This window comes from Enterobacter cloacae complex sp. 677-3DZ2D5B, assembly GCF_004136695.1.
Lineage (GTDB): Bacteria > Pseudomonadota > Gammaproteobacteria > Enterobacterales > Enterobacteriaceae > Enterobacter > Enterobacter hormaechei_C.
The window spans coordinates 60,555-75,129 of the sequence record NZ_QFLS01000003.1 but is presented as its reverse complement, the minus strand read 5'-3'; the positions used below and the strand labels follow the sequence as shown (position 1 = coordinate 75,129).

Here is a 14,575-nt window from a genome sequence, read left to right as displayed (position 1 = left end):
TTATTTATCCTTTTTTAATTCTGAGGTTTGGTCTTTAATATCGCGAGAATCAGGATGATTAAAACCGGTACTCCACCATAACCGGACGTTTTCTTCAGGCAGGAAATAGGTATGAAGGTAATTTTCTCCCCACTGACGTTGCGGCATGGGCAATATTTTTTTGTGGACTTCTGATCGCACCCCCGCCTTGTATTGCGCAAGTGTGTAATCTACAGTCCAGATAATTTCTGCCTTATCCCCGCTTATGCTGCCGCAGCAGGTTGCTCCACCGCCACCATAAGCAAATGCATTTGCCCCCGCCACGCCGTTTACGCTAAACTCTCTTATTGGCCTGTCAATTTCACTGTGAATAATCAGCGTTACCGGCCCTGACGGTGGTCCCCAGACCGCAGCCCATACCGACCAGCCAAGATAAATCACCACCGGCAGTATCAGTGCTCCCCAGAGCCATTTTCCCCAGCGGGCATAACCGCGATTCACGGCGCTGTCTATATTTTGATATTTACCGAACCATCCCATTATTCTGTTTCCCTGTTATTAGCATTCTCCTGATGCGTTTCATAAGGCGACCATGCGTTATCACTCCATCCCAACAGGACTTTATCGCCCGGGAGGAAATGAACGTGTAAATCATTTTCGCCCTGCTTCCGTACTGGCATAGGCATTTCTGTGCGACGAGTTTCGAGACGCATACCTTTAAGATATTGTTCATGAGTAATATCCAGCGTCCAGATTATTTCAGCCTTATCCCCGCTAATATTCCCACAGCAGGTTGCCCCTCCCCCCCCTTGCGCAAAGGCATTCGCCCCCGCCACGCCATTTACGCTAAACCCCAGGATAGGTCTGTCAATTTCACTGTGAATAATCAGCGTTACCGGCCCTGACGGTGGTCCCCAGACCGCAGCCCACACCGACCAGCCAAGATAAACCACCACCGGCAGTATAAGTGTTCCCCAGAGCCATTTTCCCCAGCGGGCATAACCCCGGTTAACCGCGCCGTCTATTTTTTTATACACACTGAAAAATCCCATTCTGTGCATTCATCCATGATGTTGGGGGTTGTTAATCAAGAAGTCGTAAAGCAGTGTCATACGCTAACTCAGTACCACCCTGTAATGGGGCAGCCCGGAAAAATGTATGGTTCATCTAAAGGCAAGTGGCAGGGTTACCCTGCCACAAAATGCGGAGAATCTGACGTGATCGGATAATTTAGTCACGCGAGGTTGTCCGTTGAAATGCTTTCGCCAGTAATCCATCATTAAAACCTGATTTATCTTAAGGTTAATCAGGATGGTTACATGAAGAAGAGATGCTGTAAACGGATGAAATGCATGTCTAATTCTGAAAAATGCCTCCCCGTAGAGCGGCCTCCAGGGGGAGTATTCATCAGTCCAGGTAAAACACCTCTTCCAGCGCCGCACTCACCGGGCTGTTATCCGGGTTCGACGGCATAACGTCAGCCATATGTTTCCACCAGCGCTGGCAGACATCGGTGTTTGCCACCGCGTTCCAGCGTTCCTCCGATTCAATCTCCACGGTTGCAAACAGCAGGTTGCGGGCTTTGTCGAGGTAAATGGCGTAGTGGTGCGCACCGTGGGCTTTCAGTACCGCTTCCAGCTCGGGCCAGATCGGGTTGTGGCGACGCGCGTACTCCTCGTGCGCGTCCGGGTTTACCTGCATCACAAACGCTTTGCGGATCATAAAGCCTCCAGGTACAGCTCGCGGACCTCATCGCGGCTGGCGGTGCGCGGGTTACACGGCGCGCACGGGTCGGCGAGAGCTTTATCCAGCCAGCCTTCAATATCGGCTTTGGTCACGCCGAGCTGGCTAAATCCGGACGGAATGCCGACCCGGGCGCTCAGGTCGCGAATCGCCTGAATGGCTGACATGCTGGCCGCTTCATCGCTCATGCCGCGCGTGTCAACGCCCATCGCCTGCGCCACGCGGGCAAATCGGACAACCGCGTTCGGGCGGTTAAAGTTTTCGATGATCGGCAGCAGAATGGCGTTGCACACGCCGTGCGGCAGGTTGTGCGTCGCGCCCGGCTGGTGCGCCAGGGCATGCACCAGCCCCAGACCGGCGCTGTTAAACGCCATGCCCGCCAGATACTGACCAAAAGCCATCTGCTCGCGCGCTTCCAGGTTGTGACCGTCGTCGACCGCTTTCGGCAGCCAGAGGTTGATCAGGCGAATCGCCTCCAGCGCGTTGGCATCGGTCAGCGGGTGCGCGCCGACGGACACGTAAGCTTCAATGGCGTGAGTCAAGGCATCCATGCCGGTTGCGGCGGTCACGGAGGCCGGAATATCAAGCATCACGCTGGCATCGTCCACGGCGATATCCGGGATGATGTTCGGGTCGATAATCACCTCTTTCACCTGTCGTGCGGCGTCAATGATCACCGCGTTGCTGGTCATCTCCGCTGCCGTGCCTGCGGTGGTGTTGATCGCCACCAGCGGCACGCCCGCGTTTTTCACCTTGCCGACGCCAGAGTAATCGGTTGACGGACCGGGGTTGGCGGTGAGGATTTTGATTGCCTTGGCGGTATCAATCGGGCTGCCGCCGCCAAAGGCAATCAGGTAATCACACTCCGCATCCTGATATGCCGCATAGCCTTTTTGCACCAGCGCTTCCGTCGGATTCGGGAATACCTCATCGAACAGGTGATACGACATCTGATGGGCGTCGAGCGCGGTAAACAGGCTGTCGAGCAGGCCCAGCTTCACCAGCTGACCGTCGGTGACAATCAGCGCTTTTCCCCACTGTTTGTTTGCCACCAGATTGACCATATCGCCGATCGCGCCCGCGCCGTGCAGGCTGATTTTGGGGAGTGCCAACATAAAGCTCATGATAATTCTCCTTAATTACTGTGAATTTTATGCCCGGCGGCGCTGCGCTTGCGCGGGCCTACGGTTAAGCAGGCCGGGTAAACGCAGTGCCACCCGGCTATGAGATCCGTCTTCGCTGCATAATCCGGCGGGTAATAATCGGCAGCGAAATCACCACGATCAGCATCGCGCCGATAATCACCGACATCACAATGCCGGGCACGTTGAGCAGGCTCAGGCCGAAGGTCACCAGCCCCATCAGGAAGGCGGCGATAATCACGCCCACCATGCTGCCGGACCCACCGAGAATATTGACGCCGCCGAGCACCGCCATCGTCACCACCGCCAGCTCCCAGCCCATCGCGATGGTCGGACGGGTGCTGCCCAGACGCGAGGTGAGCAGCACCGACGCCAGGCCGGACATCAGCCCCACCAGCGCGAAGAGGATCAGGTTGTGGCGCTTCACGTTGATGCCGGAGTACCACGCGCCGGTCGGGTTGTTGCCGATGGCGTAGGTGCGGCGGCCAAAGTTGGTGCGGTGCAGCACAAAGGCAAACAGAGTGGCCAGGACGATAAACAGCGCGAACTCAAACGACAACGCGCCCCAGACGTAGCCCTGGCCGAACCAGGCAAAGCTCTCCGGGTAGCTGTTCAGCGCCTGGTCCCCGAGCAGGATGTAGGTGATCCCGCGGTACAGGCTCATGGTGCCGATGGTGATGACGATGGACGACAGGTTAAAGCGCGTCACCAGAATGCCGTTGAACAACCCGCACAGTAGCCCGACGCCTAATCCCACGCACACCAGCAGTGGCGTATCGACGCCCGCCGCCGCGCAAAAGCCCATCACCGTCGAGCTGAGCGCGATGGTGGAGGCCACCGACAGGTCAATTTCCCGGGCGATAATCAGCATCGCCATCGGCAACACAATGATCGCTTTTTCCGTGAAGTTGAACGTCGCGTCGGAGAGGTTCCAGATATTGAGGAAGTAGGGCGAGGCGAGCGCGTTCACCACAAACACCGCCAGCGTCACCGCCAGCAGGAAGCCCTCCCAGCACAGCAGACGCTGGAAGATGCCCGGCGCAGAAGTGGGTTTGAACTCTTCAGATGTCATCATTTTGCTCATGGTTTCACCGCCAGTTTCTGACGTGCCAGCGCCGCGTCGCGCAGGATCAGCCTGCCTTTGCGTTTGTTGCCGCGCTCGTTCAGCAGCACAGCGATGACAATGACCGAGCCGGAAATCGCCATCTGCCAGAACGGGGAGACGCCGATCACCGGCAGGGCGTTGTTGATGACGCCAAGGAACAGCGCCCCGAACAGACAGCCGAGCACGCGACCGGTGCCGCCCATGGTGCTGATCCCGCCAATCACGCAGGCTGCCACCACCTGCAATTCAAAACCGTTAGCGACGTCAACATACGCAACGGCAAAGCGCGATATCCACAGGTAGCCGCAGAACCCGGCCAGCAGACCGGAAAGGCAGAAGCTGATGAACTGCATTTTCCCGGCGTTGATCCCGGTGTAGTACGCTGCCGTGGCGTTACCGCCTGCGGTGTAGAGCGCCCGTCCGGTGCGGCTGTAGCGCAGGAAGTAGCCCACCAGCAGCAGTACGGCGATGGCGCACCAGCTCAGCACCGGCAGGCCCAGCACTGACGCACGCGGCAGGCCGAGGAAGTCTGCACCCATCTGGTTGGAGTTCACCCAGCCGCCGCCGGAGAGCAAAAAGATCATTCCGCGGTAGATGCTCATGGTGCCGAGTGTTACCACAATCGCCGGAATGCCCAGCTTCCACACAAGCAGGCCGTTTATCGCGCCCATCAGCAGCCCAAGCGCGCTGGCGAGGATCAGCAGCGCCCAGACGGGCACGTCCGGGTAATGGAAGTTAATCAGGGCGACAATCATCCCGGTCAGGGCCAGATTGGCCGCCATCGACAGGTCGATGCCTTTAGTGAGCAGCACCATCATCTGCCCGAGCGCGAGGACGATCAGAATGGCGGTGTCGTTAAACATCTCCACCAGGTTGCCCGGCGCGATAAACGATGGCACGCGGCTGCCAATGGCGACGATCATCAGGATAATCACCGCGCCCAGCAGGGCTTCGCGGTGTTTTAAGAGTGAGCTAAGCATTTATGCCGCCTCCTGTTTTGCACCGCTGGCGGCGCTGACGATGGTTTCCGCCGTCGCGTCTCCCGCCTGGTATTCGGCCACCATCAGCCCCTCGTGCATGACGATAATGCGATCCGCCATGCCCATCACTTCCGGTAGTTCGGACGAGACCATAATCACCGCCAGCCCCTGACTGACCAGCTCGGACATAAACTGATGAACGGCTGCCTTTGAGCCGATATCGATGCCTTTTGTTGGCTCATCGAGGATGATCACGTCAGGGTGCGTCGCCAGCCATTTGCCGATCACCACCTTTTGCTGGTTGCCGCCAGAGAGGGTCTCCACCGCCTGCTTCCAGCTGAAGGCTTTCACTTGCAGGCGTTTGGCGTACTCGTTCGCCAGTTTCCATTCACGGTCGTCATGCAGCACGCCGTTCGGATTGAGCGTGCTAAGCTGAGGCAGGCTGATGTTCTGGGCAATCGGCAGGGCGATAATCGCCCCCTGTTTCTGCCTTTCTTCCGGCACGCAGACAATACCGGCTTTGATCGCATCCGCAGGCTGGCGGAAGCGCCGGGGCTGTCCGTTGAGGATAATTTCCCCGGACGATGGCCGCGTGACGCCGGAAAGCGCCTGCATCAATTCGGTACGCCCGGCACCCACCAGCCCGTAAAAGCCGAGGATTTCCCCTTTACGCAGGGAGAACGAGATATGCGCAAACTCGGTCGGATGGCAGAGGTTTTTCACCTCCAGCACCGTCTCGCCTTTTTCGCAGTCGATTTTCGGGAAGGTTTGGGTAATGGCGCGCCCGACCATCATCGACACCATCCGCTCCTCGGTGATCTCATTTATTGCCCCTGCACCGACGAACACGCCGTCGCGCAAAATGGTGTAGTGATCGGCCAGCTCAAAAATCTCGTCGAACTTGTGGGAGATAAACAGGATGGCTTTTCCCTCCTGCTTTAAGCGCTCCACAATCTGGCAAAACTCGAGGATTTCATGCTGCGACAACGCCGCCGTGGGTTCGTCGAGGATCACCACCTGCGCCTCAAACGACAGCGCGCGGGCAATCGCCACCATGTGACGCTGGGCGATGCTCAGGGTTTTCAGCGTTGCGCGCGGGTCGATTTGCACCTCAAGGCGGGCGAGAATAGCCTGCGCCCGGCGGTGCATTTCCGGCCAGTCGAGCTTTTTCAGGAAGCCTTTGTGAAGGTACTGACCAACAAAGATATTTTCGGTGACCGAGAGTTCATCAAACAGGACGGTTTCCTGGTGTATGGCGGTGATACCCATTTTATGCGCCGACTCCGGCGTTGGAAGGTGAACGGGGATCGCCTTGTAGAGAATTTCGCCCTCGTCGGGCTGGTATATGCCGGTCATCACTTTGACCAGCGTCGACTTGCCCGCGCCGTTTTCGCCGATAAGCGCCGTCACTTTGCCGGGCCACAGCGCAAGCTGCACGTTCTCAAGAGCACGTACGCCGGGGAACACCTTGGTGATGCCAGAAAGCTGTAGCAATGGGGTCATGATAGTTCTCCGTTTGGTTCACCCTCACCCCGACCCTCTCCCTTTGGGAGAGGGCTAGGGTGAGGGGGGAAAGGATCAAAAGATTTTCGAGAACTTATCAATATTGCTGGCATCGTAGACGAACGGCTCGGCCATCGCGCCGTTGCCGTCCGCATCCAGCTTCACTTTGCCCAGTTTGCCCATGCTGGCCTCACCTTTCGTGGCCGTGCCTTTCACCAGATCGTCCGCTAAGTAAGTCGCGGCATAGCCCAGGTCAATCGGGTTCCAGATGGCAAAGCTCTTGCTCGCGCCGGATTTCACCGCGCCCGCCATCTCAGACGGCAGGCCTAAACCGGTGACGTACACTTTGCCAATCTTGCCCTGGTCCTTCACCGCCTGCGCGGCAGCCACAATGCCCACGGACGACGGCGAGACGATGACTTTCAGCTCCGGGTAGGTTTTCAGCAGGCCGACCGCTTCGCGGTAGCTTTTGTCAGAGAGATCGTCTCCGTAGGCCACGGTCACCAGATTGACGGACGGGTACTTCGGCAGCACCTTTTTCATCTCCGCAATCCAGGTGTTCTGGTTGGTGGAGGTTGGCGTGGCGCTCAGCACCGCTACTTCGCCCTTCTCCACGTTCAGCGCTTTCAGGGCATCGGCGGCGAGCTTGACGTTGGTTTCGCCAATCAGGGCGTTATTGGACGGGTTGAGATGGATCTGACGCCCGGCTTTCGCCACCCCGGAATCCCACGACACAACCTTAATGCCGCGCTGCATCGCTTTTTTCAGCACCGGCACGACGGCGTCCGGATCGTTCGCGGAAATTGCGATCGCATCCACGCCCTGGGCGATCAGCCCGTTCAGCACCTCGATCTGCGCTTCCGCCGTGGTGGTGGTCGGGCCGGTATAAATCACTTTTACATCGCCTAACTCTTTGGCCGCCTCCTGCGCGCCGACGTTCGCTGCCTCGAAGAATCCATTCCCTAAGGACTTCGCCACCAGGGCGATTTTCACTTCTGCTAAAGCGGAACCGGACAACGCCAGAGCGGCAACGGTGAGGATCAAGCTTGCTTTTATTTTCATTGCTTTTACTCCACTGACTTGAGTTAGTTGTAGGGATTGCAGGTGGTTTTCGCCCCGTCTCGGTGAGCGGGGCGCGATGTTGTTATTGGTACAGATCTAACGCCGACTGCATCGGGGTGACGCCAAAGCGTTTGCCCAGGGCAATCAGCTCTTCCCGGGTGATGGTCTGCTTCATGCTGCCCATGGAATAGACCTTCACCAGCACCTCCGCGGATTTCTCGGCGGTGTCGATCAGGCCGAAGGTTTCATCCAGTGTCGGGCCGCTGCCGAAGACGCCGTGGAACGGCCACAGCACCAGTGAGTGCTTCTGCATGTCCGTCGCGGTCGCCTGGCCGATTTCGTCGGTACCCGGCACCATCCACGGCAGAATGCCGACGCCGTCCGGGAACACCACCAGACACTCGGTGCTGCCTTCCCACAGTTTGCGGGTGAAGAAATCAGAATTGTTTTCCAGCACGTAGGTCAGGGCGATCAGGTTGGTGGCGTGGCAGTGCATGATCACGCGGTCCTTGCCATTGGTCGCCTTGATGCGCTCGCAGTGGGAGAGGAAGTGCGCCGGCAGCTCAGAGGTTGGCACCGCCTCATCCGTCAGCCCCCAGAGAATGTGGTAACCCGCGCCGTCGCTGTCCACCTTCACCACGCCGAGGTTGGCTTCCGGGTCCAGCTGTACGTTGCGGAAAAACTTCCCAGAACCGGTGACGATAAACGGCGTGTTGGCGAGCAGCGGCATCGGCTGGCTCAGGGCGATATAGCGCGGCTTCTGGTGGAAATCGGAGGCAAATGGCTCGATATCCGCGTCGTCCAGGCGTAGCGTCAGGTTGCCGCCGTTGCGCTCATCCCAGCCCTTGAGCCAGGCGTCAGAGGTGGCTTTGATCATGCCCTGGACGAACCAGGAAGTGGTAATGGTCTGCATACTATAGTTCCTTTGAAAATGCCGGGTGGCGTTACGCTTACCCGGCCTGGTCTTATCTGTAGGCCCGGAAAGCAACGCGCCGCCGGGCGATGTTTTTTACTGACGAGCGGCAAGAACCTCTTTCTCATACGCCCGCACGTTATCCAGCCACTGGCTGCCCGCAGGTGCATCGTGACGCTGGCAGTACATCTCCCACACCGCCTGCCACGGCAGGGATTTCTGCTCTTCCAGCAGCGCCAGGCGCGCGGTGTAGTCGCCGTTTTCTTCCAGCTGTTTCAGGGCGGCGACAGGCTCCAGCAGCGCGCGCAGCAGGGCTTTCTTCATGTTACGGGTGCCGATAACCCACGCCGCGATGCGGTTGATGGAGGCGTCGAAGAAGTCGAGGCCGATATGTACGCGGTCAAAGAGGTTGTGGCGGATGATTTCGCTGGCAATGGCCTGGGTTTCGTCATCCAGCAGCACCACGTGGTCGCTGTCCCAGCGCACCGGGCGGCTGACGTGCAGCAGCAGGCGCGGCACGTAGAGCATGGCGGCGGAGATCTTGTCGGAGATGACTTCCGTTGGGTGGAAGTGGCCGGCATCCAGGCACAGCGCGGTCTGGCGGCTGGTGGCATAACCCATGTAGAACTCGTTTGAGCCCACGGTGTAGCTCTCTGCGCCAATGCCGAACAGCTTGCTCTCGACGGCGTCGATGTGGTGCGCCGGGTCCAGCTTCTCGCTGATGGCTTCATCCAGCGCGGCCAGCAGGCGCTGACGCGGGGCCAGTCGGTCTACGGTGATGTCCTTCATGCCGTCCGGGATCCAGATATTCATTACCGATGGCGTGCCAAGCTGCTCGCCAAAATAAGCCGAGACGCGGCGGCTGGCTTTGACATGGTCGATCCAGAACTGGCGGATTTCATCGTTGGCATGCGCAAGGGTAAACCCGTCCGCGCTCAGCGGGTGCGAGAAGCAGGACGGGTTAAAATCCAGACCCAGCCGGTTGGCTTTCGCCCACGCCACCCAGTTCGTAAAGTGTTCCGGTTTGATTTCGTTACGCGCGACCGGCTCATCGGATTCGAGATAAATGGCGTGCAGGTTCAGGCGCTTTGGCCCGGGGATCAGGCTCAGCGCCAGCTCCAGATCCGCACGCAGTTCGGTGGCGTTGCGCGCTTTGCCAGGATAGTTACCCGTGGCCTGAATACCCCCCGTCAGGGAACCGCCCGGGTTCTCGAAACCGGCGACATCATCACCCTGCCAGCAGTGCATGGAGACGGGCAGACGATCGAGCTGGCGCAGCGCCTCTTCGACATCCACGCCGACGGCGGCGAAACGCTGTTTAGCCAGATCCCAGGCTTGTTCAAGTTGAGTGGTCATGCGCAAAGCTCCTTAGTCAGTCGTTTTTGCTGAAACTGCGCCCGGTAGCGGGCAATTTCATGGCAGGGATGGGGGGTGAAGGTGGTCAGGCTGTTATTCGCCGTCACCACCGAACGGAAATCGTCGACGTTGGACAGTTCGTCCAGGGTCATCAGCTGAATGCCGATATTGCCGAGCGTGGAGGCTTCAATCGGACCTGCCACCACGGTAATGCCGCATGCATCCGCGCAGAGCTGGTTCAGCAGCTGGTTCTGGCAGCCGCCGCCCACGATATGCAGTTGTGTGAACGGTTTGCCGCGAAGGTCAGCCAGCTCGCTCAGGATGTCGGCATACAGCAGGGCGAGACTGTCAAAAATGCAGCGTGCCAGCTCGGCGGGGCGGGAAGGTACCGGCTGCCCCGCTTCAAAACAGGCGGCCTGGATTTCGGCGCTCATGTGCGCCGGGTTGATAAAGCGGTCATCGTTCGGGTTAATCAGGAAGGTACAGGCCTTCAGCGTTTCGGTTTCGGCGATAAGCTCGGGCAGGTCGGTGATGTTCTGCTCTTTCAGCACCCGCTGGAGCAGCCACAGGCCCATGATGTTCTTCAGCACCCGGTAGCGCCCTTCGGCACCGCCTTCGTTGGTGATGTTCGCGGCCAGCGCGGCATCGCTGGTGTAGGGCGTTTTGCTCTCAAAGCCCATCAGCGACCAGGTGCCGGATGAGAGGTAGGCCGCATCTTTGCCGGCGAGCGGCGAGGCAATGACCGCGCTCGCGGTGTCGTGGCTGGCGACGGCGACAACGGGGATTTTATTCCCCTGCGGGCAAAGCCAGTGGCCGATCACATTGCCCGGATGGGTTGGCGCGCCAAACCAGGACGGCGAGGCGCCCGTCCAGGCCAGCAGATGTTCATCCCAGTTATCGGTGTTGATGTTGACCAGCTGCGTGGTGGTGGCGTTGGTGTATTCCCAGTTCATGTTGCCGGTCAGACGGTAGCTTAAGTAGTCCGGGATCAGCAGCGCATGCGCCACCTTTTCGACCAGCTCTGGCTGTTGCTCAACCAGCGCGCGCAGCTGATACAGCGTGTTAAACGGCAGAAACTGAATGCCGCTGCGACCATAGATGTTCTCCTTGCCAAGCTGGGCGATGGCGTGCGCCATTAGCCCATCGGTGCGGCTGTCGCGGTAGGAGACGGGCAGGCCGACGCGTTCGCCGTGACGGTCCAGCAGTACGTAATCCACACCCCAGGTATCAATGCCGATACTGTCGATGCGAATACCGTCTTCGCAGACGTTGTGAAGTCCGGTGCGGATCTCTGCTTCCAGGGCGTCGATATCCCAGGTAACAAAACCGTCCTGTTTTTGCAGACAATTGGCGAAACGGTGCATTTCGCGAAGCGTAAGGGTGTGCAGGTCGCAGTCCCAGGTGGCGAGCATTACACGGCCGCTGGATGCGCCTAAATCGACAGCCACACAATGGCGAAAAGTCATGGTCGGGTCCTTTCTTAAGTCATTAGCGAGGAGTGTAAGAAAGGGAAGAAATAGCCACCTTCTCGCCACTGACAGCCCAAATCTCGCGCTGGCAAGAAAGCAAAGATGAACGTGAGGGAGTTCACAGTTTCCAGTAATGGCGGGGTTTGCAGGCAGTGTGACGCTGACCGCATTTCCCGATCTTTCCGCCTGTTTCTTGAAAAACCGACAGCTTTTGCGCGGTTTGCTGTCAAAAATTTAAGGTGAGCGTGAAAGGCCTTAATTACTATTTTGAGAACTTTTCTCATTGGTGGGGGCCGTTATGACCGTACTGCACAGCGTCGATTTTTTTCCTACGGGGGCTTCGCCGGTCGCGATTGAGCCACGGCTGCCTCAGGCTGCGTTCCCGGAGCATCATCATGATTTTCATGAAATTGTGATTGTTGAGCACGGAACGGGCATCCACGTGTTTAACGGTCAGCCGTATACCATCAGCGGCGGTACGGTGTGCTTCGTGCGCGATCACGACAGGCACCTGTATGAACATACCGACAACCTGTGCCTGACCAATGTGCTCTATCGTTCTCCGGATGCGTTCCAGTTTCTTTCCGGGCTGAATCAGCTGTTGCCGCAGGAGAAGGACGGCCATTATCCGTCGCACTGGCGGGTGAATCAGTCCACGTTGCAGCAGGTGCGTCAGCTGGTGAGCCAGATGGAGCAGAGCGAGGATGGACAGGAAACGCACGCCATTGCTACCCGCGAGCTGCTGTTTATGCAGCTGCTGGTGCTGCTGCGGCGCAGCAGCCTGGTGGAAGGGCTGGAAAATAACGACGCGCGCCTGAATCAGCTGATGGCATGGCTGGAAGATCATTTCGCCGAAGATGTCTGCTGGGAAACGCTGGCGGATGACTTTTCGCTCTCGCTGCGCACGCTGCATCGTCAGCTCAAGCAGCATACCGGCCTGACGCCGCAGCGTTACCTTAACCGTCTGCGCCTGATCAAAGCGCGTCACCTTTTACGTCATACCGACGAAAGCGTCACCGATATCGCCTATCGCTGCGGTTTCGGCGACAGTAACCACTTTTCGACGCTGTTTCGCCGGGAGTTTAGCTGGTCGCCGCGCGATATTCGTCAGGGGAAAGACGCGTTGCTTCAGTAACGCGAGGGCAGTCACCGTTTTTTTGCTGCAAAAAGGCTAATAATGTCCGGTTATTCGCCGTAGAGGTTGTGGTGTGGCTGCTCAGCTCATTCTTCGCAAAGATGATTTTTTTGCCTCCGCGAGTCAGGCCGTCGCGGTGGCCGACCGCTACCCGCAAAACGTCTTCGCCGAGCACACCCACGAGTTTTGCGAGCTGGTGCTGGTGTGGCGGGGCAATGGCCTGCACGTCCTCAACGACCGTCCCTACCGCATCACGCGCGGAGACCTGTTCTACATCCGCGCTGAAGACAAACACTCCTACGCCTCGGTTAACGATCTGGTGTTGCAGAACGTCATCTATTGCCCCGACAGACTTAAACTGAATGTCGACTGGGCGGGCAATATCCCCGGTTTTCATAATGCCAGAGGCGAACCGCACTGGCGCTTAAGCAGCAACGGCATGGCTCAGGTGCGCCAGACGATTTCCCAGCTGGAGCAGGAGAGCCAGAAGAGCGATCCGGCGGCTAACCAGATGTCGGAGCTGCTTTTCGCCCAGCTGGTGATGACCCTGAAGCGCCATCGTTACGCTACGGATAATCCCTCTGCCACCATGCAGGAAGCGCTGCTGGATAAGCTCATCACCCGGCTTGCGGGCAGTCTGAACAAGAGTTTCGTGCTGGAAAAATTCTGCGAGCAGGAGCAGTGCAGCGAGCGCGCGCTGCGCCAGCAGTTCCGCACCCAGACGGGGATGACGGTAAACCACTATCTGCGCCAGCTGCGCATCTGCCACGCCCAGTACCTGTTACAGCATACGGAGCTGATGGTGAGTGAAGTGGCGATGCGCTGCGGCTTTGAGGACAGTAACTACTTCTCGGTGGTGTTTAACCGTGAGGTGGGGATGACGCCGGTTCAGTGGCGTCATCGCAGTCGAAAGGCAGCGTAATCAGTTCGCCATGCCGAGGCCGACGATATTGGCCGCAATGATAATCACCACGCAGCCCAGGCTCAGCACGCCAACCGGACGACGCCCGGCGTTGTTCCACTCTTTCAGCACCAGCCCAACCAGCCCGCCACACAGCACGTAGAAGCTCATGTGCAGCATCCAGCTCATGTAGTCATACTGCGCCGGAATACTGGCGTGACCCCAGGCGTAGAAGAAGAATTGCAGATACCACATCAGGCCGCCAAGGGCGGAGAGCAGGACGTTGGTGACGATCAGCGGTTTTGCCAGCGAGAAGTCGGCTTTTACCGACAGGTTGTTCACTTTTGCCAGACGAATAAAGCAGAAGCCGAGGTTTACCAGCGCGCCGCCGCCCATGATCACCACGTAGCTTGGCAGGGCAACGTACAGCGGATCGACGCCCAGCGCCGCAGCGGCGTCGTGCATCGGTTTGGCGGCATTCATGGCGAACGACATGCCCGCCGAGAAGACGCCGCACATCACCGCCAGCAGCAGCCCTTTCTTCAGGTTGAACTCTTCGGCTTTGATGCCCATCTTGCGTTCTTTCAGCTGGCCCGCGCGGGTGACGATGCCCACGCCGATCACCGCCACCAGCACGCCCAGCAGGGTCATTCGCCCTCCCTGGGTGTTGATCAGCACATCGAAGTTGCCGTTGAGGATTGGCGTCATCAGGGTGCCAACAATCAACGTTATGCCAATCGCGATGCCAATCCCCATCGACATGCCGAGGTAGCGCATGGTGAGGCCGTAGTTGATATTACCGATGCCCCACATCGCGCCGAACAGGAATACCGGCAGCAGGGTGGAGGCGTTGAAGGAGGAGAAGTAGCCCCAGAAATCGGGCAGCAGCATGGCGCTGATTGTCCACGGCAAAATCAGCCAGGACACGGTACCGCCAACGGACCACATGGTTTCCCATGACCAGCCTTTCACCTTTTTAAACGGGGCATAGAAACAGGCTGCACTGGCCGCGCCTATCAAATGCCAGAAGATACCCATCGTAATCGCATGATTCATTTTTACATCCTCATCGTTTTTATAGCCGGAGGCTTCCCGCCGACTTGATGAGTGTAAAAATGAGGCGGTTTGGGAACCTTCAGAAGGTTGCCGCACTTTTGTTTTGAATGGCAATCAGCACGTTAACCGCGTGAGCAGACTCACAATTCCTTCATTTCTCAAAAACCGAATAACCTTATAAAAACTACGGCATTGATAATCATTTTCAATATCATTTAATTAACTATAATG

The 14,575-nt window shown here is 58.0% G+C and carries 14 protein-coding genes; 2 read left to right on the top strand and 12 right to left on the bottom strand.

The genetic code is table 11. The annotated features are described in order from the left end of the window. The 11 genes from DD597_RS05580 to rhaB form a co-directional block, all read right to left on the bottom strand. Window positions 1-519, bottom strand: coding sequence for a DUF3304 domain-containing protein (locus DD597_RS05580; RefSeq protein WP_063855752.1), 519 nt, complete (start codon window positions 517-519; stop codon window positions 1-3). After that, window positions 519-1,031 carry a DUF3304 domain-containing protein gene (locus DD597_RS05575; protein ID WP_063944854.1) on the bottom strand — a complete coding sequence of 171 codons (513 nt, stop codon included), beginning with the start codon at window positions 1,029-1,031 and terminating at the stop codon, window positions 519-521. The genes DD597_RS05580 and DD597_RS05575 overlap by 1 nt, the downstream gene beginning before the upstream one ends. 355 nt (window positions 1,032-1,386) lie before the next feature. After that, the gene (gene rhaM / locus DD597_RS05570) at window positions 1,387-1,701 is read right to left on the bottom strand and encodes an L-rhamnose mutarotase (RefSeq protein ID WP_063944853.1); all 315 of its coding nucleotides are present in this window, start codon (window positions 1,699-1,701) and stop codon (window positions 1,387-1,389) included. Further along, a complete protein-coding gene (gene fucO, locus DD597_RS05565; protein WP_045331511.1) occupies window positions 1,698-2,846 on the bottom strand; it encodes a lactaldehyde reductase in 1,149 nt (382 codons plus the stop codon). The genes rhaM and fucO overlap by 4 nt, the downstream gene beginning before the upstream one ends. A 97-nt stretch (window positions 2,847-2,943) precedes the next feature. Then, complete coding sequence (locus DD597_RS05560; RefSeq protein ID WP_032608116.1) at window positions 2,944-3,948, bottom strand: ABC transporter permease; 1,005 nt, start codon at window positions 3,946-3,948, stop codon at window positions 2,944-2,946. Further along, window positions 3,945-4,949: an ABC transporter permease gene (locus DD597_RS05555; protein WP_022652071.1), complete on the bottom strand. Its 1,005-nt coding sequence runs from the start codon at window positions 4,947-4,949 to the stop codon at window positions 3,945-3,947. Before DD597_RS05555 ends, DD597_RS05560 begins: the two co-directional genes overlap by 4 nt. Next, on the bottom strand, window positions 4,950-6,452 hold the full coding sequence (locus DD597_RS05550) for a sugar ABC transporter ATP-binding protein (protein ID WP_129256006.1): 1,503 nt from the start codon (window positions 6,450-6,452) through the stop codon (window positions 4,950-4,952). A gap of 75 nt (window positions 6,453-6,527) precedes the next feature. Further along, on the bottom strand, window positions 6,528-7,514 hold the full coding sequence (gene rhaS / locus DD597_RS05545; RefSeq protein WP_003861987.1) for a rhamnose ABC transporter substrate-binding protein: 987 nt from the start codon (window positions 7,512-7,514) through the stop codon (window positions 6,528-6,530). Between the two features lie 82 nt (window positions 7,515-7,596). Then, a complete protein-coding gene (gene rhaD, locus DD597_RS05540; RefSeq protein WP_129256005.1) occupies window positions 7,597-8,427 on the bottom strand; it encodes a rhamnulose-1-phosphate aldolase in 831 nt (276 codons plus the stop codon). Window positions 8,428-8,523: 96 nt separating this feature from the next. Beyond that, the gene (gene rhaA, locus DD597_RS05535; RefSeq protein WP_003861990.1) at window positions 8,524-9,783 is read right to left on the bottom strand and encodes an L-rhamnose isomerase; all 1,260 of its coding nucleotides are present in this window, start codon (window positions 9,781-9,783) and stop codon (window positions 8,524-8,526) included. Further along, a complete protein-coding gene (gene rhaB, locus DD597_RS05530; protein ID WP_022652069.1) occupies window positions 9,780-11,249 on the bottom strand; it encodes a rhamnulokinase in 1,470 nt (489 codons plus the stop codon). The genes rhaA and rhaB overlap by 4 nt, the downstream gene beginning before the upstream one ends. A gap of 301 nt (window positions 11,250-11,550) precedes the next feature. Between rhaB and rhaS (DD597_RS05520) the strand changes: the two genes are divergently transcribed. Together rhaS (DD597_RS05520) and rhaR are read left to right on the top strand one after the other, a co-directional pair. Next, window positions 11,551-12,387, top strand: a complete 837-nt coding sequence (rhaS, locus tag DD597_RS05520; RefSeq protein ID WP_022652068.1) for an HTH-type transcriptional activator RhaS — start codon at window positions 11,551-11,553, stop codon at window positions 12,385-12,387. Window positions 12,388-12,460: 73 nt separating this feature from the next. Beyond that, a complete protein-coding gene (gene rhaR / locus DD597_RS05515) occupies window positions 12,461-13,309 on the top strand; it encodes an HTH-type transcriptional activator RhaR (RefSeq protein WP_022652067.1) in 849 nt (282 codons plus the stop codon). Here rhaR and rhaT read toward each other — a convergent pair whose 3' ends face one another. Then, window positions 13,310-14,344 (bottom strand): L-rhamnose/proton symporter RhaT, encoded by a 1,035-nt coding sequence (gene rhaT, locus DD597_RS05510; protein ID WP_022652066.1) that lies wholly within the window; start codon window positions 14,342-14,344, stop codon window positions 13,310-13,312. Window positions 14,345-14,575 lie beyond the last annotated feature (231 nt).